The sequence below is a fragment of the Serratia sp. L9 genome (assembly GCF_050632285.1).
Lineage (GTDB): Bacteria > Pseudomonadota > Gammaproteobacteria > Enterobacterales > Enterobacteriaceae > Chania.
Map to the genome: position 1 here is coordinate 3833521 of NZ_CP192591.1, position 18574 is coordinate 3852094.

Consider the following 18574-nt stretch of genomic DNA (forward strand, 5'->3'; position numbering starts at 1 on the left):
TCACATAGCCGCCATCCTGTGAGTTTTTCTCCTTAGATGTTAAAATTGCTGTTAATTTAGTCACATAATACTGTAGGGCTTGTCTCCGCTTCATACAGGTGATATTAGTGATTAACTACCCCTAGGCAGGTATTTATTCTTTTAATGGTGTTTTTGTTAACCGAATGTTTCTTTTGAGGCGTCATGCCATTGCTATAGGGCCTATGAGAAGATTCTTTTTTGATTTTATAGACAAATCAGATAGTTATTTTCTCAATAAGCAGGTGAAGTACCGTCTTGTTTGACGTGCGGTGAAGCAGTAAAAGAGAAATGCTTAACATTTTTGTAAAATTTATTAGCTATGGATTTTTGCTTCTGCTAATTTCCGAGCAACTTTCTGACGAATAAAACCGATCTTCGGTGCGTAAAGTAGGAATGATTATTGCTGGTATCAGCTTATTTAGAACTGGTGTTAAACATTTCACAATTATTGCTATATCGCCCTATTTGGTGAAAGGAGCTCGAACAATGCAGCAAATAACGAAGTATCAGCCGCTGGCTGGCATCATTGCGGCAGTGTTGGGGGCGGCAGTCAGTAGCAGTAGCCTGGCGGCGCAGATACCTGCCGGGGGGCAACTGGCAGCGCAGCAGAGCATCGTGATCAACAACGGTTCGGAAGTGGCCTCGTTGGATCCGCATAAAGTAGAAGGGGTGCCTGAAAGTAATATTATTCTTAACCTGCTCGAAGGGCTGGTCAGCACCGATGCCAACGGTCACCTTGCACCGGCGGTGGCACAACGCTGGGAAAATAACGGTTTTCAAAGCTGGACCTTTCATTTGCGCCCAGACGCGGTCTGGAGCGATGGTTCGCCGGTAACCGCGCAGGATTTCGTCTACAGCTGGCAGCGTCTGGCAGATCCCAAAACCGGTTCGCCCTATGCCAGCTACCTGCAGTACGCCAAAATTGAGAATATTGACGATATTCTTTCTGGAAAAAACCACCGCAGTCGCTTGGCGTCACCGCCGTAGATGATAAAACGCTGAAGGTGATGCTAAGTGAACCTGTGCCATATTTTGTCAGCATGCTCGCACACACATCAATGAAGCCGGTGAAGCAGTCGGCAGTAGAGCAGTTTGGTGACAAATGGACATTACCGCAAAACTACGTTGGCAACGGGGCCTATCGTTTAAAACAATGGGTAGTCAACGAACATATCGTCCTCGAACGCAGCCCAAGCTACTGGGATAATGAAAAAACGGTGATCGAGCAGGCCACCTTCCTGCCGTTAGCTTCTGAGGTAAGCGATATTAACCGTTATCGCAGCGGTGAAATCGATATCACCAATAGCGCCATTCCACCGAATCTGTACGTGAAGATGAAGAGGGAGATCCCGGAGCAACTGCACGTTAACCCTTATCTGTGCACGTTCTACTATGAAATCAACAACCAGCGGGCGCCGTTTACCGACAAGCGAGTGCGTGCTGCAGTCAAACTGACGCTGGATCGCGACATCATTGCCAACAAGATCATGGGCCAGGGCCAAATCCCGGCCTACGGTTTCACGCCAACCTTTATTGAGGGCGGCTCTTTCAGCCAGCCTGAATGGGCAGGGTGGTCGCAGGAAAAACGCAACCTAACGGCGAAAAAACTCTTGGCCGAAGCCGGTTACAATGCGCAAAAACCGCTTAAATTTACGCTGCTGTACAACACTTCCGATCAGAATAAGCAGCAGGCCATCGCCGCCGCCTCTATGTGGAAGAAAAACCTCGGTGCCGAGGTGACCTTGCAAAACCAGGAGTGGAAAACCTCTTTGCAAAGCCGTCACGAAGGGCAGTTTGATATTGCGCGGGCAACCTGGTGCGGTGATTACAACGAACCAAGTGCATTTCTGAATATGCTGTTTTCCAACAGCAGCAATAATACCTTCTTCTATAAAAATCCGGCGTTTGATGCGTTGATGGCCAGCTCCCTGAAGGCACCCGATGCCGCTGCTCGCGCGGCCATATATCAGCAGGCGGAAGCGATGCTCGATCGGGACTCCGCCATGGTGCCGGTTTATTACCGGGTCAGTACCCGGCTGGTTAAACCTACGGTTGGGGGATTTACCGGTAAAGATCCCTTGATTACATCGATGTGAAAAACCTTTACATCATAAAACAGTAATTAACGGCATTACTGACGCTGACAATGGTTGGTAATACCAGGAAAAGGCAGCGCCGTTTCGTTCAACGGTGTCCAGCCAATGCAACCCCCGTTCAACGGGCAACGCAGATCCCACGATGGCTCTGTGATAATAAAAACTGGAGTTTAACAATGACCAACATCACGAAAAAAACATTGCTGGCGGCAGGCATTATTGCGGCGCTAGGCATTACCACAACCGGAAGTGCATTTGCGGCAGAAGTGCCAGCGGGCGTGCAACTGGCAGAAAAGCAGGAAATCGTTAAGAACAACGGTTCCGAAGTGCAATCTCTTGACCCGCATAAAATTGAGGGCGTACCGGAAAACAACGTTACCCGTGATTTGATAGAAGGCCTGGCGAACAATGACGTGGACGGTTCAATTGTCCCGGGTGTCGCAGAAAGCTGGGATAACAAAGATTTTAAAGTGTGGACTTTCCACCTGCGTAAAAACGCAAAATGGTCGAATGGCCAGCCAGTTACCGCGCAGGATTTCGTCTATAGCTGGCAGCGTGTGGTCGATCCGAAAACCGCCTCTCCTTACGCCAGCTATCTGCAATATGCCCACGTCGAGAACGTGGATGACATCATTGCCGGTAAAAAAGACAAATCAACCCTGGGCGTAAAAGCCATTGATGATCATACCTTCCAGGTGACTCTGACCGAGCCGGTACCTTATCTGGTAGAGATGACGCCACACTACGCCATGAAGCCGGTATATAAAGAAGCAGTAGAAAAGTTTGGTGAGAAATGGACCCTGCCACAAAACTACGTCAGCAATGGTGCCTACAAGCTGAAAGACTGGGTAGTTAACGAACGTATCGTGCTGGAACGTAACCCGGAATATTGGGATAACGCGAAAACCATCATTAATAAAGTCACCTTCCTGCCGATCTCTTCAGAAGTGACAGACGTCAACCGCTATCGCACCGGCGAAATCGACATGACCTATAACAACATGCCGATCGAACTGTTCCAGAAGCTGAAGAAAGAAATTCCGGATCAGGTGCATGTCGACCCTTATCTGTGCACGTATTACTATGAAATCAACAACCAGAAAGCGCCATTTACCGATGCTCGCGTGCGTGAGGCGCTGAAGCTGGGGATGGATCGCGACATTATTACCAATAAAGTGAAGAACCAGGGCGATCTGCCCGCCTATGGTTTCACACCGCCTTACACTGATGGTGCGAAATTGACACCACCTGAGTGGTTTGGATGGACCCAGGATCAACGTAACGCAGCAGCCAAAAAACTGCTGGCCGAAGCCGGTTACGGCCCGGATAAACCTTTGACGTTCTCACTGTTGTATAACACCTCGGATCTTCACAAAAAGCTGGCGATTGCCGCCGCCTCAATCTGGAAGAAAAACCTGGGTGTGGATGTGAAACTGGTGAACCAGGAGTGGAAAACCTTCCTCGATACCCGTCACCAGGGGACTTATGATGTCTCACGTGCGGCATGGTGTGCCGACTATAACGAACCAAGCTCTTTCCTGAATATGATGCTGTCTGACAGTAGCAGTAACACCCCTCACTATAAGAGCCCGGCATTCGACAAGCTGATGTCTGATGCCATCGCTGCCAAAAACAAAGATGAGCGGGCAGGGCTCTATCAGCAAGCCGAAGTTCAGTTGGATAAAGACTCTGCCATCGTTCCGGTTTATTACTATGTAAATGCCCGTCTGGTGAAACCTTATGTTGGCGGTTACACCGGCAAAGACCCACTTGATAACGTGTACGACAAAAACCTGTACATCATCAAACATTGATACGGTAAAGGCTGGCGGCACCGGTCGCCAGCCAATTTTAAGAATATAAGCCGTTATCAGGCTCAAGCACAGGGTTAGGGCAATGCTTAAATTTATATTTCGTCGCTTGTTAGAGGCGATCCCGACACTATTTATTCTCATCACTATTTCGTTCTTTATGATGCGCCTCGCGCCCGGCAGCCCATTTACCGGCGAGCGTGCGTTGCCACCCGAAGTGATGGCCAACATTGAAGCCAAATATCATCTCAACGACCCAATCTGGAAACAGTACGGGCACTATCTGGTACAACTGTCGAAAGGTGATTTTGGCCCTTCGTTCAAATATAAAGATTATTCGGTCAATGACCTGGTAGCGGCTTCTTTCCCCGTCTCTGCCAAATTGGGATTTGCCGCCTTCCTGCTGGCGGTGGTGTTTGGGGTTAGTGCCGGTGTGATCGCCGCACTGAATCAGAACACCAAGTGGGATTATACGGTGATGGGATTCGCCATGACTGGCGTGGTGATCCCCAGTTTTGTGGTCGCGCCCTTGCTGGTACTTATCTTCGCCATCACGTTGAAATGGCTACCCGGTGGCGGTTGGAATGGTGGGGCACTGAAGTTCATGATCCTGCCGATGGTGGCGCTGTCTCTGGCTTATATCGCCAGTATCGCCCGTATCACGCGTGGTTCGATGATTGAGGTTCTGCACTCCAACTTTATTCGTACCGCTCGCGCCAAAGGCTTACCGATGCGCCACATCATCTTCCGCCATGCGCTCAAACCTGCGCTACTGCCGGTGCTGTCTTATATGGGGCCAGCGTTTGTCGGTATTATCACTGGTTCGATGGTGATTGAGACCATTTTTGGTCTGCCCGGTATTGGTCAGTTGTTCGTCAACGGGGCATTGAACCGTGACTATTCGCTGGTGTTGAGCCTGACTATTCTGGTTGGGGGCTTGACCATTTTGTTTAATGCGATCGTTGACGTGTTGTATGCCGTGATCGATCCGAAAATCCGTTACTAAGCTGGAGCACGCAAGATGTTGACGAAAAAAATAGCGAAGCTCTGGAAAACTTCAGCGAGAGGCTGGAAGTTGAAGGGCGCAGCCTATGGCAGGATGCTCGCCGCCGCTTTATGCATAACCGCGCGGCGGTGACCAGCCTGTTCGTGTTGGCGTTGATTACCCTGTTTGTCGTCTGTGCCCCCTGGCTGTCACAATTTGCTTATGATGACACCGATTGGGCCATGATGTCGGCAGCACCGAATCTCGAATCTGCTCACTATTTCGGTACCGATTCTTCGGGCCGCGATTTGTTGGTGCGCGTAGCCATTGGCGGTCGTATTTCCCTGATGGTAGGTGTGGCTGCGGCGTTGGTCGCCGTCGTGGTTGGCACCTTGTACGGTTCACTGTCTGGTTATCTGGGCGGGAAGACCGACTCGGTGATGATGCGTTTACTCGAGATCCTCAACTCCTTCCCGTTTATGTTCTTTGTGATCCTGCTGGTGACCTTCTTCGGGCAAAACATCCTGCTGATCTTTGTGGCGATCGGCATGGTGTCTTGGCTGGATATGGCGCGTATTGTTCGTGGGCAGACGCTGAGCCTTAAACGTAAAGAGTTTATTGAAGCGGCGTTGGTGTGTGGCGTTTCTACCCGCAATATCGTTCTGCGGCATATCGTGCCAAACGTGCTGGGCGTGGTGGTGGTTTATGCCTCGCTGCTGGTGCCGAGTATGATCCTGTTTGAATCCTTCCTCAGCTTCCTGGGGTTGGGAACTCAGGAACCATTGAGCAGTTGGGGGGCATTGTTGAGCGATGGCGCCAACTCGATGGAAGTTTCACCTTGGTTGCTGCTGTTCCCGGCCTGTTTCCTGGTTGTCACTCTGTTTTGTTTCAACTTTATCGGCGATGGTTTGCGTGATGCCCTCGACCCGAAAGATCGTTAAGGAGTGCAATCATGAGCATTATTGAAAGTCCTCAGTTACAAACCAGCATCGGCAACGCAGCGCCGCTGCTGCTGGACGTCAAAGACTTGAGTGTCACCTTTGGTACGCCGGACGGCGATGTCACCGCCGTTAACGATCTCAACTTTGATCTGCGTGCAGGTGAAACCTTGGGTATCGTCGGTGAATCCGGTTCGGGTAAATCGCAGACCGCGTTTGCGTTGATGGGGTTACTGGCCAGTAATGGCCGCATTGGCGGTTCGGCGAAATTCAACGGTCGTGAGATCCTCAACCTGCCAGAAAAACAGCTCAACAAGCTGCGGGCAGAAGAGATTTCGATGATCTTCCAAGACCCGATGACTTCGTTGAACCCCTACATGCGTGTCGGTGAGCAATTGATGGAAGTGCTGATGCAGCACAAAAAAATGAGCAAAAGCGAGGCGTTTGAAGAGTCGGTACGCATGCTCGATGCGGTTAAAATGCCCGAAGCCCGCAAGCGCATGCGTATGTACCCGCATGAATTCTCAGGCGGTATGCGCCAGCGGGTGATGATCGCCATGGCGCTGTTATGCAGGCCAAAATTACTGATTGCCGATGAGCCGACCACCGCGCTGGACGTGACCGTACAGGCACAGATCATGACGCTGCTCAATGAACTGAAACGTGAATTTAATACGGCGATCATCATGATCACCCATGACCTGGGCGTGGTGGCAGGGATCTGCAATAAGGTGCTGGTGATGTACGCTGGCCGGACGATGGAGTATGGCAGCGCACGTGATGTATTTTATCACCCAAGCCATCCTTACTCTATCGGCCTGCTCAATGCGGTACCCCGCCTGGATGCCGAAGGCGAATCCCTGATGACCATACCAGGAAATCCACCGAACCTGCTGCGTTTACCGAAAGGTTGCCCGTTCCAGCCGCGTTGCCCATATGCGATGGAACAGTGTGCTAGCGCTCCGCCATTGGAGCAGTTTGGTGAAGGGCGTCTGCGCGCCTGCTTCAAGCCGGTGGAGGCGTTGGTATGACAGCAACGGATAAAAAAGTGCTGCTCGAAGTAGCAGACCTGAAAGTTCACTTCGCTATTCATGATGAAAAACAGTGGTTCTGGCAAGCACCAAAAACGCTGAAGGCGGTTGATGGTGTCACTTTGCGTCTGTTTGAAGGTGAAACGCTGGGGGTGGTGGGGGAATCGGGTTGTGGTAAGTCCACGTTCGCACGAGCGATTATCGGCCTGGTGAAGGCAACCAGTGGTCGTGTGGCTTGGCTGGGTAACGATCTGCTGGGCATGAACGATGCTGATTGGCGCAAAACGCGCAGTGATATCCAGATGATCTTCCAGGATCCCTTGGCTTCGCTCAATCCTCGCATGACCATTGGTGAGATTATTGCAGAACCGTTACGCACCTATAATCCTAAAATGCCGCGTCAGGAAGTGAAGGATAAGGTTAAGGCGATGATGCTGAAGGTAGGTTTATTGCCGAACCTGATCAACCGTTATCCTCATGAGTTTTCAGGCGGGCAGTGCCAGCGTATCGGTATCGCCCGGGCTTTGATCCTGGAGCCCAAGCTGGTGATTTGTGATGAGCCGGTTTCTGCATTGGATGTGTCTATTCAGGCACAGGTCGTCAATCTGTTACAGCAACTGCAGCGTGAGATGGGGCTTTCGCTGATCTTTATCGCTCACGATCTGGCGGTGGTGAAACATATTTCTGACCGCGTATTGGTGATGTATTTGGGGCATGCCGTGGAGTTGGGCACCTATGACGAGGTGTATCATAACCCGCAGCATCCTTATACCAAGGCGCTGATGTCGGCGGTCCCTATCCCGGATCCGGACAAGGAAAAGAATAAGCAGATCCAGTTGCTGGAAGGTGAGCTGCCATCACCGATCAATCCGCCTTCGGGCTGCGTGTTCCGTACCCGCTGCCCGATCGCCGGGCCAGAATGTGCCAAGACGCGTCCGCTGTTGGAGGGAGCTTCCGCCACGCGGTGTCCTGCCTGAAGGTCGACCCGCTCTAACTGGGTGATTATCAATAAAAAACCTGCCAATCGGCAGGTTTTTTAAGCCGGTAACCGCCTTATTCTTTCCACAGAATGTGGCAAAGTTTGTTCTCTTTCTCGCGGCATATCAATACGCGGGCAAACACGTCGTTTATTGGTTCACCATCGCTGTCTGCCAGCCCGATCACTACTTCGGCAAAGAAGTCTGGATTCAGATCGTAATCCACATGCTCCTGCCAATCTTCCGCCGGATCGTACAGCTCTGCGCCGCCGCGTTCTTCAAACTGCAGATTGAACAGCAGAATGTCCGCCGGATCCAGATTGTCACCAGCCAGCTCCAGGAAAATATCGTAAGCCTGCTCCAGTGTTTCGTCGTCGGTAAGGCGATTATTCAAGTCCATATAAAAACCCTGATAACAAATAATTTGGCGTTATTAAACCATGCTCGTTGCCGCTTTTACAGCAACGGGCTGAAAAAGTAAAAAGACGTTCGACAATACGGTGCCAGAAAGGACGCTTGAGCCATTCTTTAGCGTCCAGCAATTGTGAGCGGGCGATATAGTCATCTTGCACGCAGGCCAGATCGCTGCCGAAACCGTCATCGTCAATCACCAGCGTGATTTCAAAGTTCAACCATAGGCTGCGCATATCCAGGTTGACCGTGCCTACCAAACTGAGTTGGCCGTCAACCAGCACGCTCTTGGTATGCAGCAAACCGCCTTCAAACTGATAGATTTTCACACCCGCTTCCAGCAGCTCCGAGAAGAAGGCACGGCTGGCCCAGCGCACCATCATCGAATCGTTAACGCGCGGTACGATAATGCTCACTTCAACACCGCGTAGCGCTGCCGTGCAGATGGCATGCAGCAGATCGTCACTTGGCACGAAGTAGGGGGTGGTCATGATCAACTGCTCGCGTGCGGAGTAAACCGCCGTCAACAGCGCCTGGTGGATCATCTCCTCGGGGAACCCCGGGCCAGAAGCTATCACCTGGATGGTGTGGCCGCTCTCTTGTTCGAACGGCATGATATTGACATCAGGTGGGGGGCAGAATTCGTTTCCCGGTTTCGATCTCCCAGTCACAGGCATAAACAATGCCCATGGTGGTGGAGACCGGGCCTTCCATGCGCGCCATCAGATCGATCCACTGGCCAACTCCGGCGTCCTGTTTAAAGAAGCGTGGGTCGACCATGTTCATGCTGCCGGTGTAGGCAATGTAATTATCGATCAGCACCACTTTACGGTGCTGGCGTAAATCCATCCGGCGCAGGAAGACACGGAACAGGTTAACCTTGAGAGCTTCAACCACCTCGATACCTGCATTACGCATCATGCCTGGATAAGGGCTGCGGAAAAATTGCAGGCTACCCGCAGAGTCCAGCATCAGGCGGCAATGCACGCCGCGACGCGCTGCCGCCATCAAAGATTCGGCGACCTGATCCACCTGCCCGCCGGGTTGCCAGATATAGAACACCATTTCGATGTTGTGCCTTGCCAGCTCAATATCCCGCACCAGAGCATTCAAGGTCGAGTCGGTGGTGGTCAGCAGTTGCAGTTGGTTGCCTTTGACCCCGTCAATGCCTTGGCGGTGGTGGCAAAGTTGAAACAGTGGGCGGGCCACGTCGCTGTATTCTGTCGCAAAAATGCGCTCACTTTCTTTGAGCTGATTCAGCCAGCGGGCGGTAGAAGGCCACATGGCTTTGGCCCGCTCGGCGCGGCGTTTACCTAAATGCAGCTCTCCGAAAGATAAATAAGCCACGATACCAAATAAGGGAAGAATATAGATAACCAGCAGCCAGGCCATAGCTGAGGGAACAGCACGTCGTTTCATAAGAATACGTAATGTCACCCCGGCGATAAGCAGCCAGTAGCCGAACACAAGGAGCCAACTGATTACGGTATAAAATGTTGTCATAAAGGCGAAAAATCCCATTCGCAAACGATCAATAAAGAGTGTACGCACAGAACAACAAAGGTGAAACCTTTTATCGGTAGTTAAGTTACATAAAAATGATTGACGAAAGGCACTTGCCATAAATGAAAACCATACTTTTTGACCAGAAATGGCGAAAAGCAGTGGTGATTGGCCGCTTGGATCACCGATTGAAAAGGCTATAATGCCCGCGGTTGGCATTGATGGGTAACAAAAAATGAGACGCAGTAGAAACGAAGTGGGTCGCTGGCGGATGTTGCGCCAAAGCCAGCGCCGTAGGCACCGTTGGCTGGAACGTCAGTCATGCAGTAACCGGCATATTATTCGTGTGCGCCGGCGGCTGGACGACCAGCACCGTCGGGCATTACTGTTTGTGGTGGCTTACGAGTGGTAAAGCAAAACAGCCCCAATCGGGGCTGTCAGAGGAATGACAACCACCCCAAACAGGGTTTTCGGGTGGTTGGAAGAACTGCAGTTTTTATTTACCCAGGTAGGCGTTCAGCATCCATACCTGTTTTTCCTGCTCTTTGATGTAATCGCTCATCAGGGAGGAAGTGCCTTCATCACCGGCATCTGCTGCCAGTGTCAGCAATGCCCGCTGCTGCTGTAACAAGATGGCGTAACCGTCTAACAAGCCGCGCAGGGTGCCTTTATCGTCAGTGACGTTAGTATCTTCTTTAATATCTGCAGTTTTCAGGTAGTCACTGAAAGCGTGGCGTGGTTGTGAACCTAACGTCAGAATGCGTTCTGCCAATTCGTCGACCTTGGTCAGCAGATCGTTATAGGTCTCTTCAAACTTCACATGCAATTCAAAGAAATGCGGGCCGGAAATATTCCAGTGGTAACCGCGCACATTCATGTACAGCACCTGGTAGTTAGCCAGCAGTGCGTTCAAGGCTTCAGAGAGTTTTGCCGATTGTTTGGTATCCAGACCGATATGTGTTTTTGCTGCTTTCTTTGCCGTTGCCATAATAATCTTCTCCTGATTATTTATTCCGATTCACTATGAAATGATATCCATACAAACAGATTAGCTGGGCGCATCAGGTAGTTAAAGACGATATAAACCATTAATTTAATCGTTAAAACCAATAGCGATGGCCCCATTGAGCAAGCAACAAAAGTATATGCGCAATACTTTAACGGTGAAAATAATTTTGCTTTCAGCGGCGCAGAGCCAATTTTAAAACACCGGCGCTCAGGCTGGTTAGTAAAGCTGCGGCGACCAGCACGGCAATAAATGCCTGATCGAAGGCGCTCCGAGCCAGGTGTATCAGCCTTTCCGCGCTGTCTGCTCCCATATTGCCTGCCAACCTTAAAGCTTCATCTATGCTGTCATAGGCCAGTTCTCCGGCGGGTAAATTGGCCGGTAATACCAGACTATGGCTATAAACTGCCGTCATTAATCCCCCCAATAGCGTGATACCCAGCACGCCACCCAGCTCCCAAGAGACGTCTTCAATGGCTGCAACCATGCCCGCTTTCTCTTCGGGGGCATTTAGCATAATTGCCGTAGAGGCGGCGGTGATCGCACCGCCCAGGCCAAAGCCAACCACAAACAGACAGACCAGTTGCATAATGACATTGCCTTGATACAGCAGGGCGATACCGGCAATCCCTAAAGCGGTGAGCACAAAACCGCCTACCAGCATGTAGCGTTCACCGTAACGGGGCAGCAGCGCGCCGGCTAGAGGGCCAGCAAGTGCAGAAGCGACGGGAATTGGCAAAATAAACAGTGCCGCCATCAACGGCGTCATACCCAACACCAACTGCAAACGCTGGCTTAACACCAGTTCGACCCCGACCAGAGCGATCATTGAAACGATCGCCACGGACACACCGCTGGTAAACAGGCGATTGCGGAACAGTGAGAAATCAATCATCGGGTGTTGGATACGGCGTTGGCGGCGGAAAAACAGGGTCAGGAACAGCGCTCCAACAGCCGCAGCAACGGCGAAATCGCTTAAAGAGAAAAGCGGTTTGCTTAATTCTTTCAGTGCATAGATAGACGCCACCAGACCAAGCATGATTTGCAATGAACTGACAAAGTCGCAAGGGCGTTTATTGTCGCCACCACATTGGGGGATAAAGTACCAGGCAAGCGGTAATACCAGCGTCACCACCGGTACGTTGATCAGAAACACGGCACCCCACCAGAAGTAGGACAATAAAACACCGCCAACCACCGGGCCGAGCGCGGCCGCACCGCTTGCAACTGCAGCCCAGATACCAATAGCCAGCGCACGTTCGCGTTCATCGGTAAAGACGTGACGTACGATAGACAGCGTTGCAGGCATCATCATCGCGGCACCAATGGCCAGGAAAGCCCGCGAAGCAATCAACAGTTGCGCGCTGGGGGAAAACGCGGCGCACAGTGAGGCCAGGGCAAAGACAGGCAGCCCGGCAATAAACATCTTCTTGTGGCCAATTCTATCGCTTAACATACCCGCGCCCGGCAATAAGCCAGCTACGACCAGCGGATAGGCGTTAACGATCCACAACTTTTGTGAGGCGTTGGCATCCAGTGCCTGGGTCAGGCGGGGTAACGCGGTATAAAGTACCGTCATATCGGTAATGATTAAAAATAGCGCACTGGAGATCATGGCCAGGATCAACCAGCGGTTTTGGGCGTGCATAAAGAGTATCCTAGTAAACCGACAGCGCGGCTGCGCCATCTTACGGTTATTCACCCGTGTTTTTGATGAATGACGGGTATAATATAAATCCATACGTACGTATTGAAAAGAGGATTTCTCAATGGGCCGTCAACGGAGTATCGATCGTGACAAAGTCCTGGATACCGCCGAGGAGATCGTAGCGACCCAAGGCGCAGCAGGATTGACCATTGATTCGGTGGCTAAAGCCATGGGGATCTCCAAGGGGGAGTTCAATACTGTTTCGGCAGCAAAGATGCCTTGATTGACGCCATGTTTGACCGCTGGGGGAAAGCCTATGAACAGGTTTTTGACAGTATTGCGGGCAGCGACCCGGCACCGTTAACGATTGTCCAGGCGCATATGCAGGCTACCCGTAACTCCGATCAGGCATCGAGTGCCAAAGCTGCCGGATTGATGGCCACTTTGATACAGACGCCAGAACATCTGGACAGCACGCGGGAGTGGTATCGCGGTCGTATCGCCGGGCTGGATCTGGATAGCGAGCAGGACAGAAAGGCGCGTTTGGCATTCTTGGCAACTGAAGGCGCTTTTATGCTGCGGTTCTTTGGTTTTATGGATATCAATCAGCAGGAATGGGAAGACATGTTTGCCGATATACAAAAGTGGGTTCTTACTGATTCTGCTAGCAAAGATTAACCTATTGCAGTGATAGATGGCGGCAATTACGCCTGGCGAGTATGGTTAGTAAACAAAAAATATTCCCTCGAAAAACCCACTATTTTAGCCAGCCACCTCCGTGCTGGCTTTTTTTACCTAGAAAACCTGTTTAAAGGGTTTTACCGTGACTTGGGCATACACACCCGCGCCAACATAAGGGTCTTGTTCTGCCCAGGTCTGTGCTGCCCCCAGCGAAGCAAATTCCGCAATAACGGTTGAACCGGTAAACCCGGCTTGGCCAGGATCGTTACTGTCGATGGCGGGGTTGGGGCCGGCGATCACCAGCCGGCCTTCATCACGCAACGCCTGCAGGCGGGCAAGGTGTGCCGGGCGGGCGGCCAGGCGCTGTTCCAGTGTGCCGGGTACGTCTTGTGCGTAGATCAAATAAAGCATATTTCACCTTTAAAATCATTACCATAGAACGGTAAGGACAAAGTAACGTAAAACGCGTGGCAAGGGAACGGCAATCTGCACAAAATTATTTTATGGTAACGGGGAAAAACCCCCAACAGGGTCTTTTTTATTTTGGGCAGATGGGAAGCAAAGGTTAAATATCCGTGTGGAAAGCACCCGAGAAACGCTAAGTAAAAGTTAATATCGCCATGAGTTTGCGGGTTTTAACGCCTGGTAATGCCGATAAGAGCGATAGTTTGTCTTTCGTTATTGAATATGATTGCTATTTGCATTTAAACTTGGCGGACCAGAGGAAACAGAATCATTATGCCGCAAAAAAAGATGTTCCTTATTCGCCGTTTTTCCGTGCCAATTGTGCTCTCCGTTGGCTTACACAGCGCCCTGGTGGCCGCCTTGCTCTATGCCTCTGTCATGCAAGTGATGGAGCTGCCCAAGCAGGAAGATGCCCCTATCAGCGTCACTATGGTTAATATGGTTGCGTTGGCAGAACCGCCACCGCCAGCAGCGGCAGAACCTGAGCCGCAGGTTGAACCGGAGCCTGAACCTGAACCTGAACCGATCCCGGAGCCTGAGCCGCCCCTGCCGGTCCCAGTGGCGATCCCGAAACCTGAACCAGAAAAACCCAAGCCGAAGCCAAAACCGAAGCCAAAAGTTGAGAAACCGGTCAAACGTGAAGTGAAGAAAACTGAGCCACATGAGCCTTCACCGTTTAAAAGTGAATCTGATGCCAAGCCAGTCGATAAGGCACTCGCCAAACAGGCTCCAACCGCGCCAGTGCCAGGTAATTCCCGTGAGCTGGGGCCGAAAGCGCTGAGTTTGGCGAAACCGATTTATCCGCCTCGCGCATTGGCGTTGCAGATTGAAGGCAAGGTCAAAGTGCAATATGACATCGATAGCGATGGGCGGGTGAGCAACGTGCGTATTCTGTCTGCTGAACCACGCAATATGTTTGAGCGTGAAGTTAAACAGGTGATGCGTAAATGGCGTTATGAGGCAAAAACCGCACAAAATCTGACGAAGACTATCGTCTTCAAAATAGATGGCTCAACAAATGTTAATTGATTGAGTTTATTGCAATAAATAAAAAGGTCGCCTCATACTGGCGACCTTTTTGCTATCTGGCGTTGGCTTATTCTTCCAGGCCAGCATGGAAGTTCAGTTTGCCATCCGGTAAGGCGCGTGGGCCGCCAGCTTCATCTACCGCGACATAGGTAAATACGGCTTCTGTGGCGCGGTAACGTTGGCCGATAGGGGCGGAGGAAACCTTTTTTACCCACACTTCGATGTTTACGGTGATGGAGCTACGGCCAGTACGGATACAGTTGGCATAACAGCAAACCACATCGCCAACGGCTACGGGCTTGAGGAAAGTCATTCCATCTACCCGCACGGTGACTACGCGGCCTTCTGCAATCTCTTTAGCCAGGATCGCGCCCCCAATATCCATTTGTGACATCAGCCAGCCGCCGAAAATATCACCGTTGGCATTGGTATCTGCCGGCATCGCCAGCGTGCGCAGCACCAGCTCACCGCTGGGTAAAGGTCGTTGTTCTGTCATTAAAATCTGCTTTATCAAAAAAGGATCAACTTATGCAGCCTGCAGCCAATGCTACAGGCATGACAAATCGTAACTATTTTTTCTGTTCTTGCGGCATGTGGCGGTAGATATAGATACCGCTCAACAGGGTAAATACCAGCGTAAGCACCGTCAGGCCAAACACTTTGAAATTCACCCAGACGCTCTGCGGTAACCAGAAAGCCACATAGATATTCGCCAAGCCGCAAGCGAGGAAGAAAATGGCCCAGGCGACGTTAAGCGTGCCCCACACTTTATCCGGCAAAGTCAGTTCTTTACCCAACATGCGTTGGATCAGCGGCTTCTTCAGTACCAGTTGGCTAATCAGCAGCGCCAGAGCGAACAGGGTGTAGATCACGGTGACTTTCCATTTGATAAAGAGATCGTTGTGGAAAACCAGAGTCAGCGTACCAAACACTGCCACCATAGCGAAGGTGATCAGCGTCATCTTCTCAACCTTACGGTATTTGAGCCAGGTGAAGATCAGAGTTAAGGCAGTGGCAGCGATCAGGGCGCCGGAGGCGACGTAAATATCGTACAGCTTATAAACAACGAAAAAGACAATCAGTGGGAGAAAATCAAGAAACTGCTTCATAAATCAATCCATCATAAGTTCATCGGCCGACTATACCGGATTCGGCGGGATCTGTGTACCGCAGGAAGGGGCTGATTATCGGCGTTTATCTGCCAGATTTCCGCTGCCAAGGCAGGAATTTGCATAAACTTACGATTGCCAGCGTTGTTAATTGCTTGTGCGGTTATACCCAATGAATTTCGAATTGCAGCTGGTACCCAGCTCACTCATTCCCTGGCGCTCACTTAAGTCAGTGGTTGGGGGAGTGGGAGCAGATAACAACGCTGCAGCTTGAAAGGCGACGGGTATTGTACATCGCATATTAAGCGCCATAATAGCCCGATAATTTACCATGGAAAATAGCTATGCAGTGGAAATCTCTCCAGACCCTGACGCCTGGTTTGACGCATTTATTAGGATATGAACGCAGTTGGCTGAAGCCGGATATCCGTGCCGGATTGTCGGTGGCCGCCGTCGCGTTGCCTGTCGCCATCGCCTATGCCGAGTTGGCCGGTGTCAGCCCGGTGGTGGGGCTTTACTCTTGTATTTTACCCATGATCGCCTATGCCATTTTTGGTTCGTCACGCCAGTTGATTGTCGGGCCGGATGCGGCAACCTGCGCGGTGATCGCTGCGGTCGTAACGCCGCTGGCAGCGGGAAGCATGGAGTTGCATTGGCAGCTCACCATCATGATGACCGCAATGACGGGGGCCTGGTGTCTGTTGGCGAGCCGGTTCCGGCTGGGTGCTTTGGCCGATCTGCTTTCGCGCCCGATACTCAGTGGGCTGCTGAACGGGGTGGCGGTAACGATTATTGTCGATCAGATAGGAAAAGTGCTGGGATTTGGCATGCCACCTGCGCAACTGATCGAACGTATTTATGCTTTGCCCGGTAATTTGCTGCACAGCGATTGGCAGACTATGGGCATTTCATTGTTAACGTTGGTGACATTGGTTGGCGTTAAAAAACTGCGTCCTAACTGGCCAGCTCCGCTGTTTGCCATTGTGTTGGCGACGTTCGTCACCTGGGCTGGCAATTTACAACAGCACGGTATTATTACCGTGGGCGGTTTCAGCGGTAGGTTGCCGGTGGTTCAGTGGCCGGATTTCCAACCGGGTTTACTGCGTGACATGGTGATCCCGGCGTTAAACCTGGCGGTGGTCAGTTTTGTCAGCATGATGCTCACCGCACGCAGTTTTGCGGCAAAAAATGGTTATGAAGTTAATGCAGACGCAGAGTTCCGGGCGTTGGGGCTGGTAAATATTGTCTCTGCGCTATCGCAGGGTTTCGCTATCAGCGGAGCTGACTCACGCACTGCGGTAAACGATGCCAACGGCGGTAAGAGCCAGTTGGTGTCGATTATTGCCGCGGTGATGATCGGCATTGTGTTGCTGTTCCTGACGGCCCCATTGCAATTTATTCCGGTTGCGGGATTAGGTGTTGTTCTGATGTACGCGGCCTGGTCATTGATCGATATCCGCGGTATCTGGATATTGCGTCGGCGCAACAGCCAGGCGTTTCGTCTGGCGGTATTTACCTTCGTCAGCGTGCTGTTGGTAGGGGTGATCAGCGGTATCGGTTTGGCGGTATTACTCGGGTTGATGCAGTTTTTACGCACCGTCTTTCGCCCAACGGAGCAACTGCTGGGCGTCAATGATGAGGGCATGATCCACTCGATGGGGAATAACAACGGGATCAAAGCGGTACAGGGCGTGATGATGTATCGCTTTAATTCCCCCTTGACCTATTTTAACGTGGCTTATTTCAAACGGCGGATCCTTAACCTGGTGGACAGCACGCCGTTCCAGCCGCGCTGGGTGGTGATTGATGCGGTTGCCAGCTTTACTCATGCAGATATCAGCGTACTGGCGGCGATTGACGAACTCAAACGTGATTTGTTACAGCGTAACGTTAAGCTGGTGTTGGCCGGGCGGCGTACCGAGTTGACACGGTGGTTTCGCATCAATCGGGTTGGGCGCGATCAGGATCTGATCCTGGTGCCCGATCTCTATCTGGCACTGAAGCTGATACAAAGTAAGGAACATGCCGAGCCAGTCCCGGCGCAGTAAGCAAAAAGGGCACGCCAAGGCGTGCCCTTTAACTTCTTAGCCAATCATCAGCCGCGCAGTAACATATACAGGCGGAACAGATAAATCAGCAGCAGGGCCGAGACCAGATTGCTCAAGGCGGTCAGCACCACGCTGGCGACGTTAGGTGTCAACACCGACAAATGGCTGACCATAAACAGCACCAGCAGTTTGGCGGCCAGCCATAACATCATGGCAGGCACGATCACCCGTGCGTTGGCAAAGGCCAGCTTGCAACTCAATCTCAGGGAAGCAAATACGCCCTTACGATCGGCAAAATAGATAACCGGTGCCAACGAGAACGAAATCGCCATGATCACGCCGGGTACGATAAACAGCGTCAGGCCAAGCTGGATCAGCAACGTGCAGATAAACAGCAGCAACAGTAAACCCAACAGTTGGGGTGCCGAGCTGCCTATAGCACGCAGCGCGCTGGTTCGCTGGCCTTCAGAAACCAGACGGATCAACGTCAGCGTTCCACCAACCAGCAATACGTTACCCACTAACGCAGAGAAGGTCGCGGCGGCAGACACTTTTAACAGCACCATTTGCTGTTCCGGCGTCATTTGCTGAATGATTTCCTGGATCCCCATACCGGCAGTTGAGGTGAAATCACTTTCTGTCGCACTCAAGATCTTCAATTGCTCAATATCCGGGCTAAAGGCCTGATTAAGCAGCACAGAGATAAATGCGGTCAGCAGTGCCAACAACAGGATGCTGGCAACCTGATTACGGAAAAAGTTAAAACTGTCACGGTACAACGTGTTGGCCGTGATTGGCATGCAGACTCCTTGGCG

14 protein-coding genes and 4 pseudogenes are annotated in these 18574 nt (G+C 51.4%); 10 read left to right on the plus strand and 8 right to left on the minus strand.

Translation table 11 applies throughout. The features are described 5' to 3' along the window. The first annotated feature begins 507 nt into the window (after positions 1 to 507). From ACQ86O_RS18325 to oppF, 6 genes and pseudogenes are all read left to right on the plus strand, one after another. A pseudogene (locus ACQ86O_RS18325) lies at positions 508 to 2143 on the plus strand (ABC transporter substrate-binding protein). Between the two features lie 150 nt (positions 2144 to 2293). Then, entirely contained in the window at positions 2294 to 3931 is a 1638-nt protein-coding gene (oppA, locus tag ACQ86O_RS18330; RefSeq protein ID WP_431222291.1) for an oligopeptide ABC transporter substrate-binding protein OppA, read from the plus strand. Between the two features lie 82 nt (positions 3932 to 4013). Next, positions 4014 to 4934: an oligopeptide ABC transporter permease OppB gene (gene oppB, locus ACQ86O_RS18335; RefSeq protein ID WP_431222292.1), complete on the plus strand. Its 921-nt coding sequence runs from the start codon at positions 4014 to 4016 to the stop codon at positions 4932 to 4934. A 41-nt stretch (positions 4935 to 4975) separates the two neighbouring features. Beyond that, the gene (gene oppC, locus ACQ86O_RS18340) at positions 4976 to 5854 is read left to right on the plus strand and encodes an oligopeptide ABC transporter permease OppC (protein ID WP_431225769.1); all 879 of its coding nucleotides are present in this window, start codon (positions 4976 to 4978) and stop codon (positions 5852 to 5854) included. An 11-nt stretch (positions 5855 to 5865) separates the two neighbouring features. Continuing rightward, positions 5866 to 6882, plus strand: coding sequence for an ABC transporter ATP-binding protein (locus ACQ86O_RS18345; protein WP_431222293.1), 1017 nt, complete (start codon positions 5866 to 5868; stop codon positions 6880 to 6882). Continuing rightward, positions 6879 to 7876, plus strand: a pseudogene (gene oppF / locus ACQ86O_RS18350) (murein tripeptide/oligopeptide ABC transporter ATP binding protein OppF). The gene ACQ86O_RS18345 and the pseudogene oppF overlap by 4 nt, the downstream one beginning before the upstream one ends. Positions 7877 to 7935: 59 nt before the next feature. On the opposite strand, the gene ACQ86O_RS18355 reads toward oppF, so the two are convergent. Beyond that, positions 7936 to 8259 carry an HI1450 family dsDNA-mimic protein gene (locus ACQ86O_RS18355; RefSeq protein WP_431222294.1) on the minus strand — a complete coding sequence of 108 codons (324 nt, stop codon included), beginning with the start codon at positions 8257 to 8259 and terminating at the stop codon, positions 7936 to 7938. Between the two features lie 56 nt (positions 8260 to 8315). Beyond that, positions 8316 to 9773 (minus strand): annotated as a pseudogene (gene cls / locus ACQ86O_RS18360) (cardiolipin synthase). Positions 9774 to 10008: 235 nt separating this feature from the next. Between cls and ACQ86O_RS18365 the strand changes: the two are divergent. Further along, complete coding sequence (locus tag ACQ86O_RS18365; protein ID WP_004945296.1) at positions 10009 to 10185, plus strand: YciY family protein; 177 nt, start codon at positions 10009 to 10011, stop codon at positions 10183 to 10185. Positions 10186 to 10269: 84 nt separating this feature from the next. Here ACQ86O_RS18365 and ACQ86O_RS18370 read toward each other — a convergent pair whose 3' ends face one another. Beyond that, positions 10270 to 10761: a Dps family protein gene (locus ACQ86O_RS18370; protein WP_431222295.1), complete on the minus strand. Its 492-nt coding sequence runs from the start codon at positions 10759 to 10761 to the stop codon at positions 10270 to 10272. A gap of 193 nt (positions 10762 to 10954) precedes the next feature. Next, on the minus strand, positions 10955 to 12427 hold the full coding sequence (locus ACQ86O_RS18375; RefSeq protein ID WP_431222296.1) for an MFS transporter: 1473 nt from the start codon (positions 12425 to 12427) through the stop codon (positions 10955 to 10957). A gap of 121 nt (positions 12428 to 12548) precedes the next feature. Here ACQ86O_RS18375 and ACQ86O_RS18380 point away from each other — a divergent pair. Then, positions 12549 to 13105, plus strand: a pseudogene (locus ACQ86O_RS18380) (TetR family transcriptional regulator). Positions 13106 to 13222: 117 nt separating this feature from the next. Here the strand turns inward: ACQ86O_RS18380 and ACQ86O_RS18385 are convergent. Next, entirely contained in the window at positions 13223 to 13519 is a 297-nt protein-coding gene (locus tag ACQ86O_RS18385; RefSeq protein ID WP_431222297.1) for a YciI family protein, read from the minus strand. A gap of 327 nt (positions 13520 to 13846) precedes the next feature. Between ACQ86O_RS18385 and tonB the strand changes: the two genes are divergently transcribed. Beyond that, on the plus strand, positions 13847 to 14602 hold the full coding sequence (gene tonB / locus ACQ86O_RS18390) for a TonB system transport protein TonB (RefSeq protein WP_431222298.1): 756 nt from the start codon (positions 13847 to 13849) through the stop codon (positions 14600 to 14602). Positions 14603 to 14669: 67 nt separating this feature from the next. Here tonB and yciA read toward each other — a convergent pair whose 3' ends face one another. Together yciA and ACQ86O_RS18400 are read right to left on the minus strand one after the other, a co-directional pair. Continuing rightward, positions 14670 to 15098, minus strand: a complete 429-nt coding sequence (yciA, locus tag ACQ86O_RS18395; RefSeq protein WP_431222299.1) for an acyl-CoA thioester hydrolase YciA — start codon at positions 15096 to 15098, stop codon at positions 14670 to 14672. Between the two features lie 73 nt (positions 15099 to 15171). Continuing rightward, positions 15172 to 15711 (minus strand): septation protein A, encoded by a 540-nt coding sequence (locus ACQ86O_RS18400; protein WP_431222300.1) that lies wholly within the window; start codon positions 15709 to 15711, stop codon positions 15172 to 15174. Between the two features lie 344 nt (positions 15712 to 16055). On the opposite strand from ACQ86O_RS18400, the gene ACQ86O_RS18405 reads away from it, so the two are divergent. Then, on the plus strand, positions 16056 to 17759 hold the full coding sequence (locus ACQ86O_RS18405) for a SulP family inorganic anion transporter (RefSeq protein ID WP_431222301.1): 1704 nt from the start codon (positions 16056 to 16058) through the stop codon (positions 17757 to 17759). Positions 17760 to 17806: 47 nt separating this feature from the next. On the opposite strand, the gene ACQ86O_RS18410 is transcribed toward ACQ86O_RS18405, so the two are convergent. Beyond that, a complete protein-coding gene (locus tag ACQ86O_RS18410) occupies positions 17807 to 18559 on the minus strand; it encodes a YciC family protein (protein ID WP_431222302.1) in 753 nt (250 codons plus the stop codon). Positions 18560 to 18574 lie beyond the last annotated feature (15 nt).

Excerpts from the sequence above, each read along its gene's own strand:
- ACQ86O_RS18405 (WP_431222301.1), top strand. The coding sequence starts at position 16,056 with ATGCAGTGGAAATCTCTCCAGACCCTGACGCCTGGTTTGACGCATTTA.
- ACQ86O_RS18365 (WP_004945296.1), top strand. The coding sequence starts at position 10,009 with ATGAGACGCAGTAGAAACGAAGTGGGTCGCTGGCGGATGTTGCGCCAA.
- oppB (WP_431222292.1), top strand. The coding sequence starts at position 4,014 with ATGCTTAAATTTATATTTCGTCGCTTGTTAGAGGCGATCCCGACACTA.
- ACQ86O_RS18370 (WP_431222295.1), bottom strand. The coding sequence starts at position 10,761 with ATGGCAACGGCAAAGAAAGCAGCAAAAACACATATCGGTCTGGATACC.
- tonB (WP_431222298.1), top strand. The coding sequence starts at position 13,847 with ATGCCGCAAAAAAAGATGTTCCTTATTCGCCGTTTTTCCGTGCCAATT.
- yciA (WP_431222299.1), bottom strand. The coding sequence starts at position 15,098 with ATGACAGAACAACGACCTTTACCCAGCGGTGAGCTGGTGCTGCGCACG.
- ACQ86O_RS18385 (WP_431222297.1), bottom strand. The coding sequence starts at position 13,519 with ATGCTTTATTTGATCTACGCACAAGACGTACCCGGCACACTGGAACAG.
- ACQ86O_RS18410 (WP_431222302.1), bottom strand. The coding sequence starts at position 18,559 with ATGCCAATCACGGCCAACACGTTGTACCGTGACAGTTTTAACTTTTTC.
- ACQ86O_RS18400 (WP_431222300.1), bottom strand. The coding sequence starts at position 15,711 with ATGAAGCAGTTTCTTGATTTTCTCCCACTGATTGTCTTTTTCGTTGTT.
- ACQ86O_RS18355 (WP_431222294.1), bottom strand. The coding sequence starts at position 8,259 with ATGGACTTGAATAATCGCCTTACCGACGACGAAACACTGGAGCAGGCT.
- ACQ86O_RS18345 (WP_431222293.1), top strand. The coding sequence starts at position 5,866 with ATGAGCATTATTGAAAGTCCTCAGTTACAAACCAGCATCGGCAACGCA.
- ACQ86O_RS18375 (WP_431222296.1), bottom strand. The coding sequence starts at position 12,427 with ATGCACGCCCAAAACCGCTGGTTGATCCTGGCCATGATCTCCAGTGCG.
- oppA (WP_431222291.1), top strand. The coding sequence starts at position 2,294 with ATGACCAACATCACGAAAAAAACATTGCTGGCGGCAGGCATTATTGCG.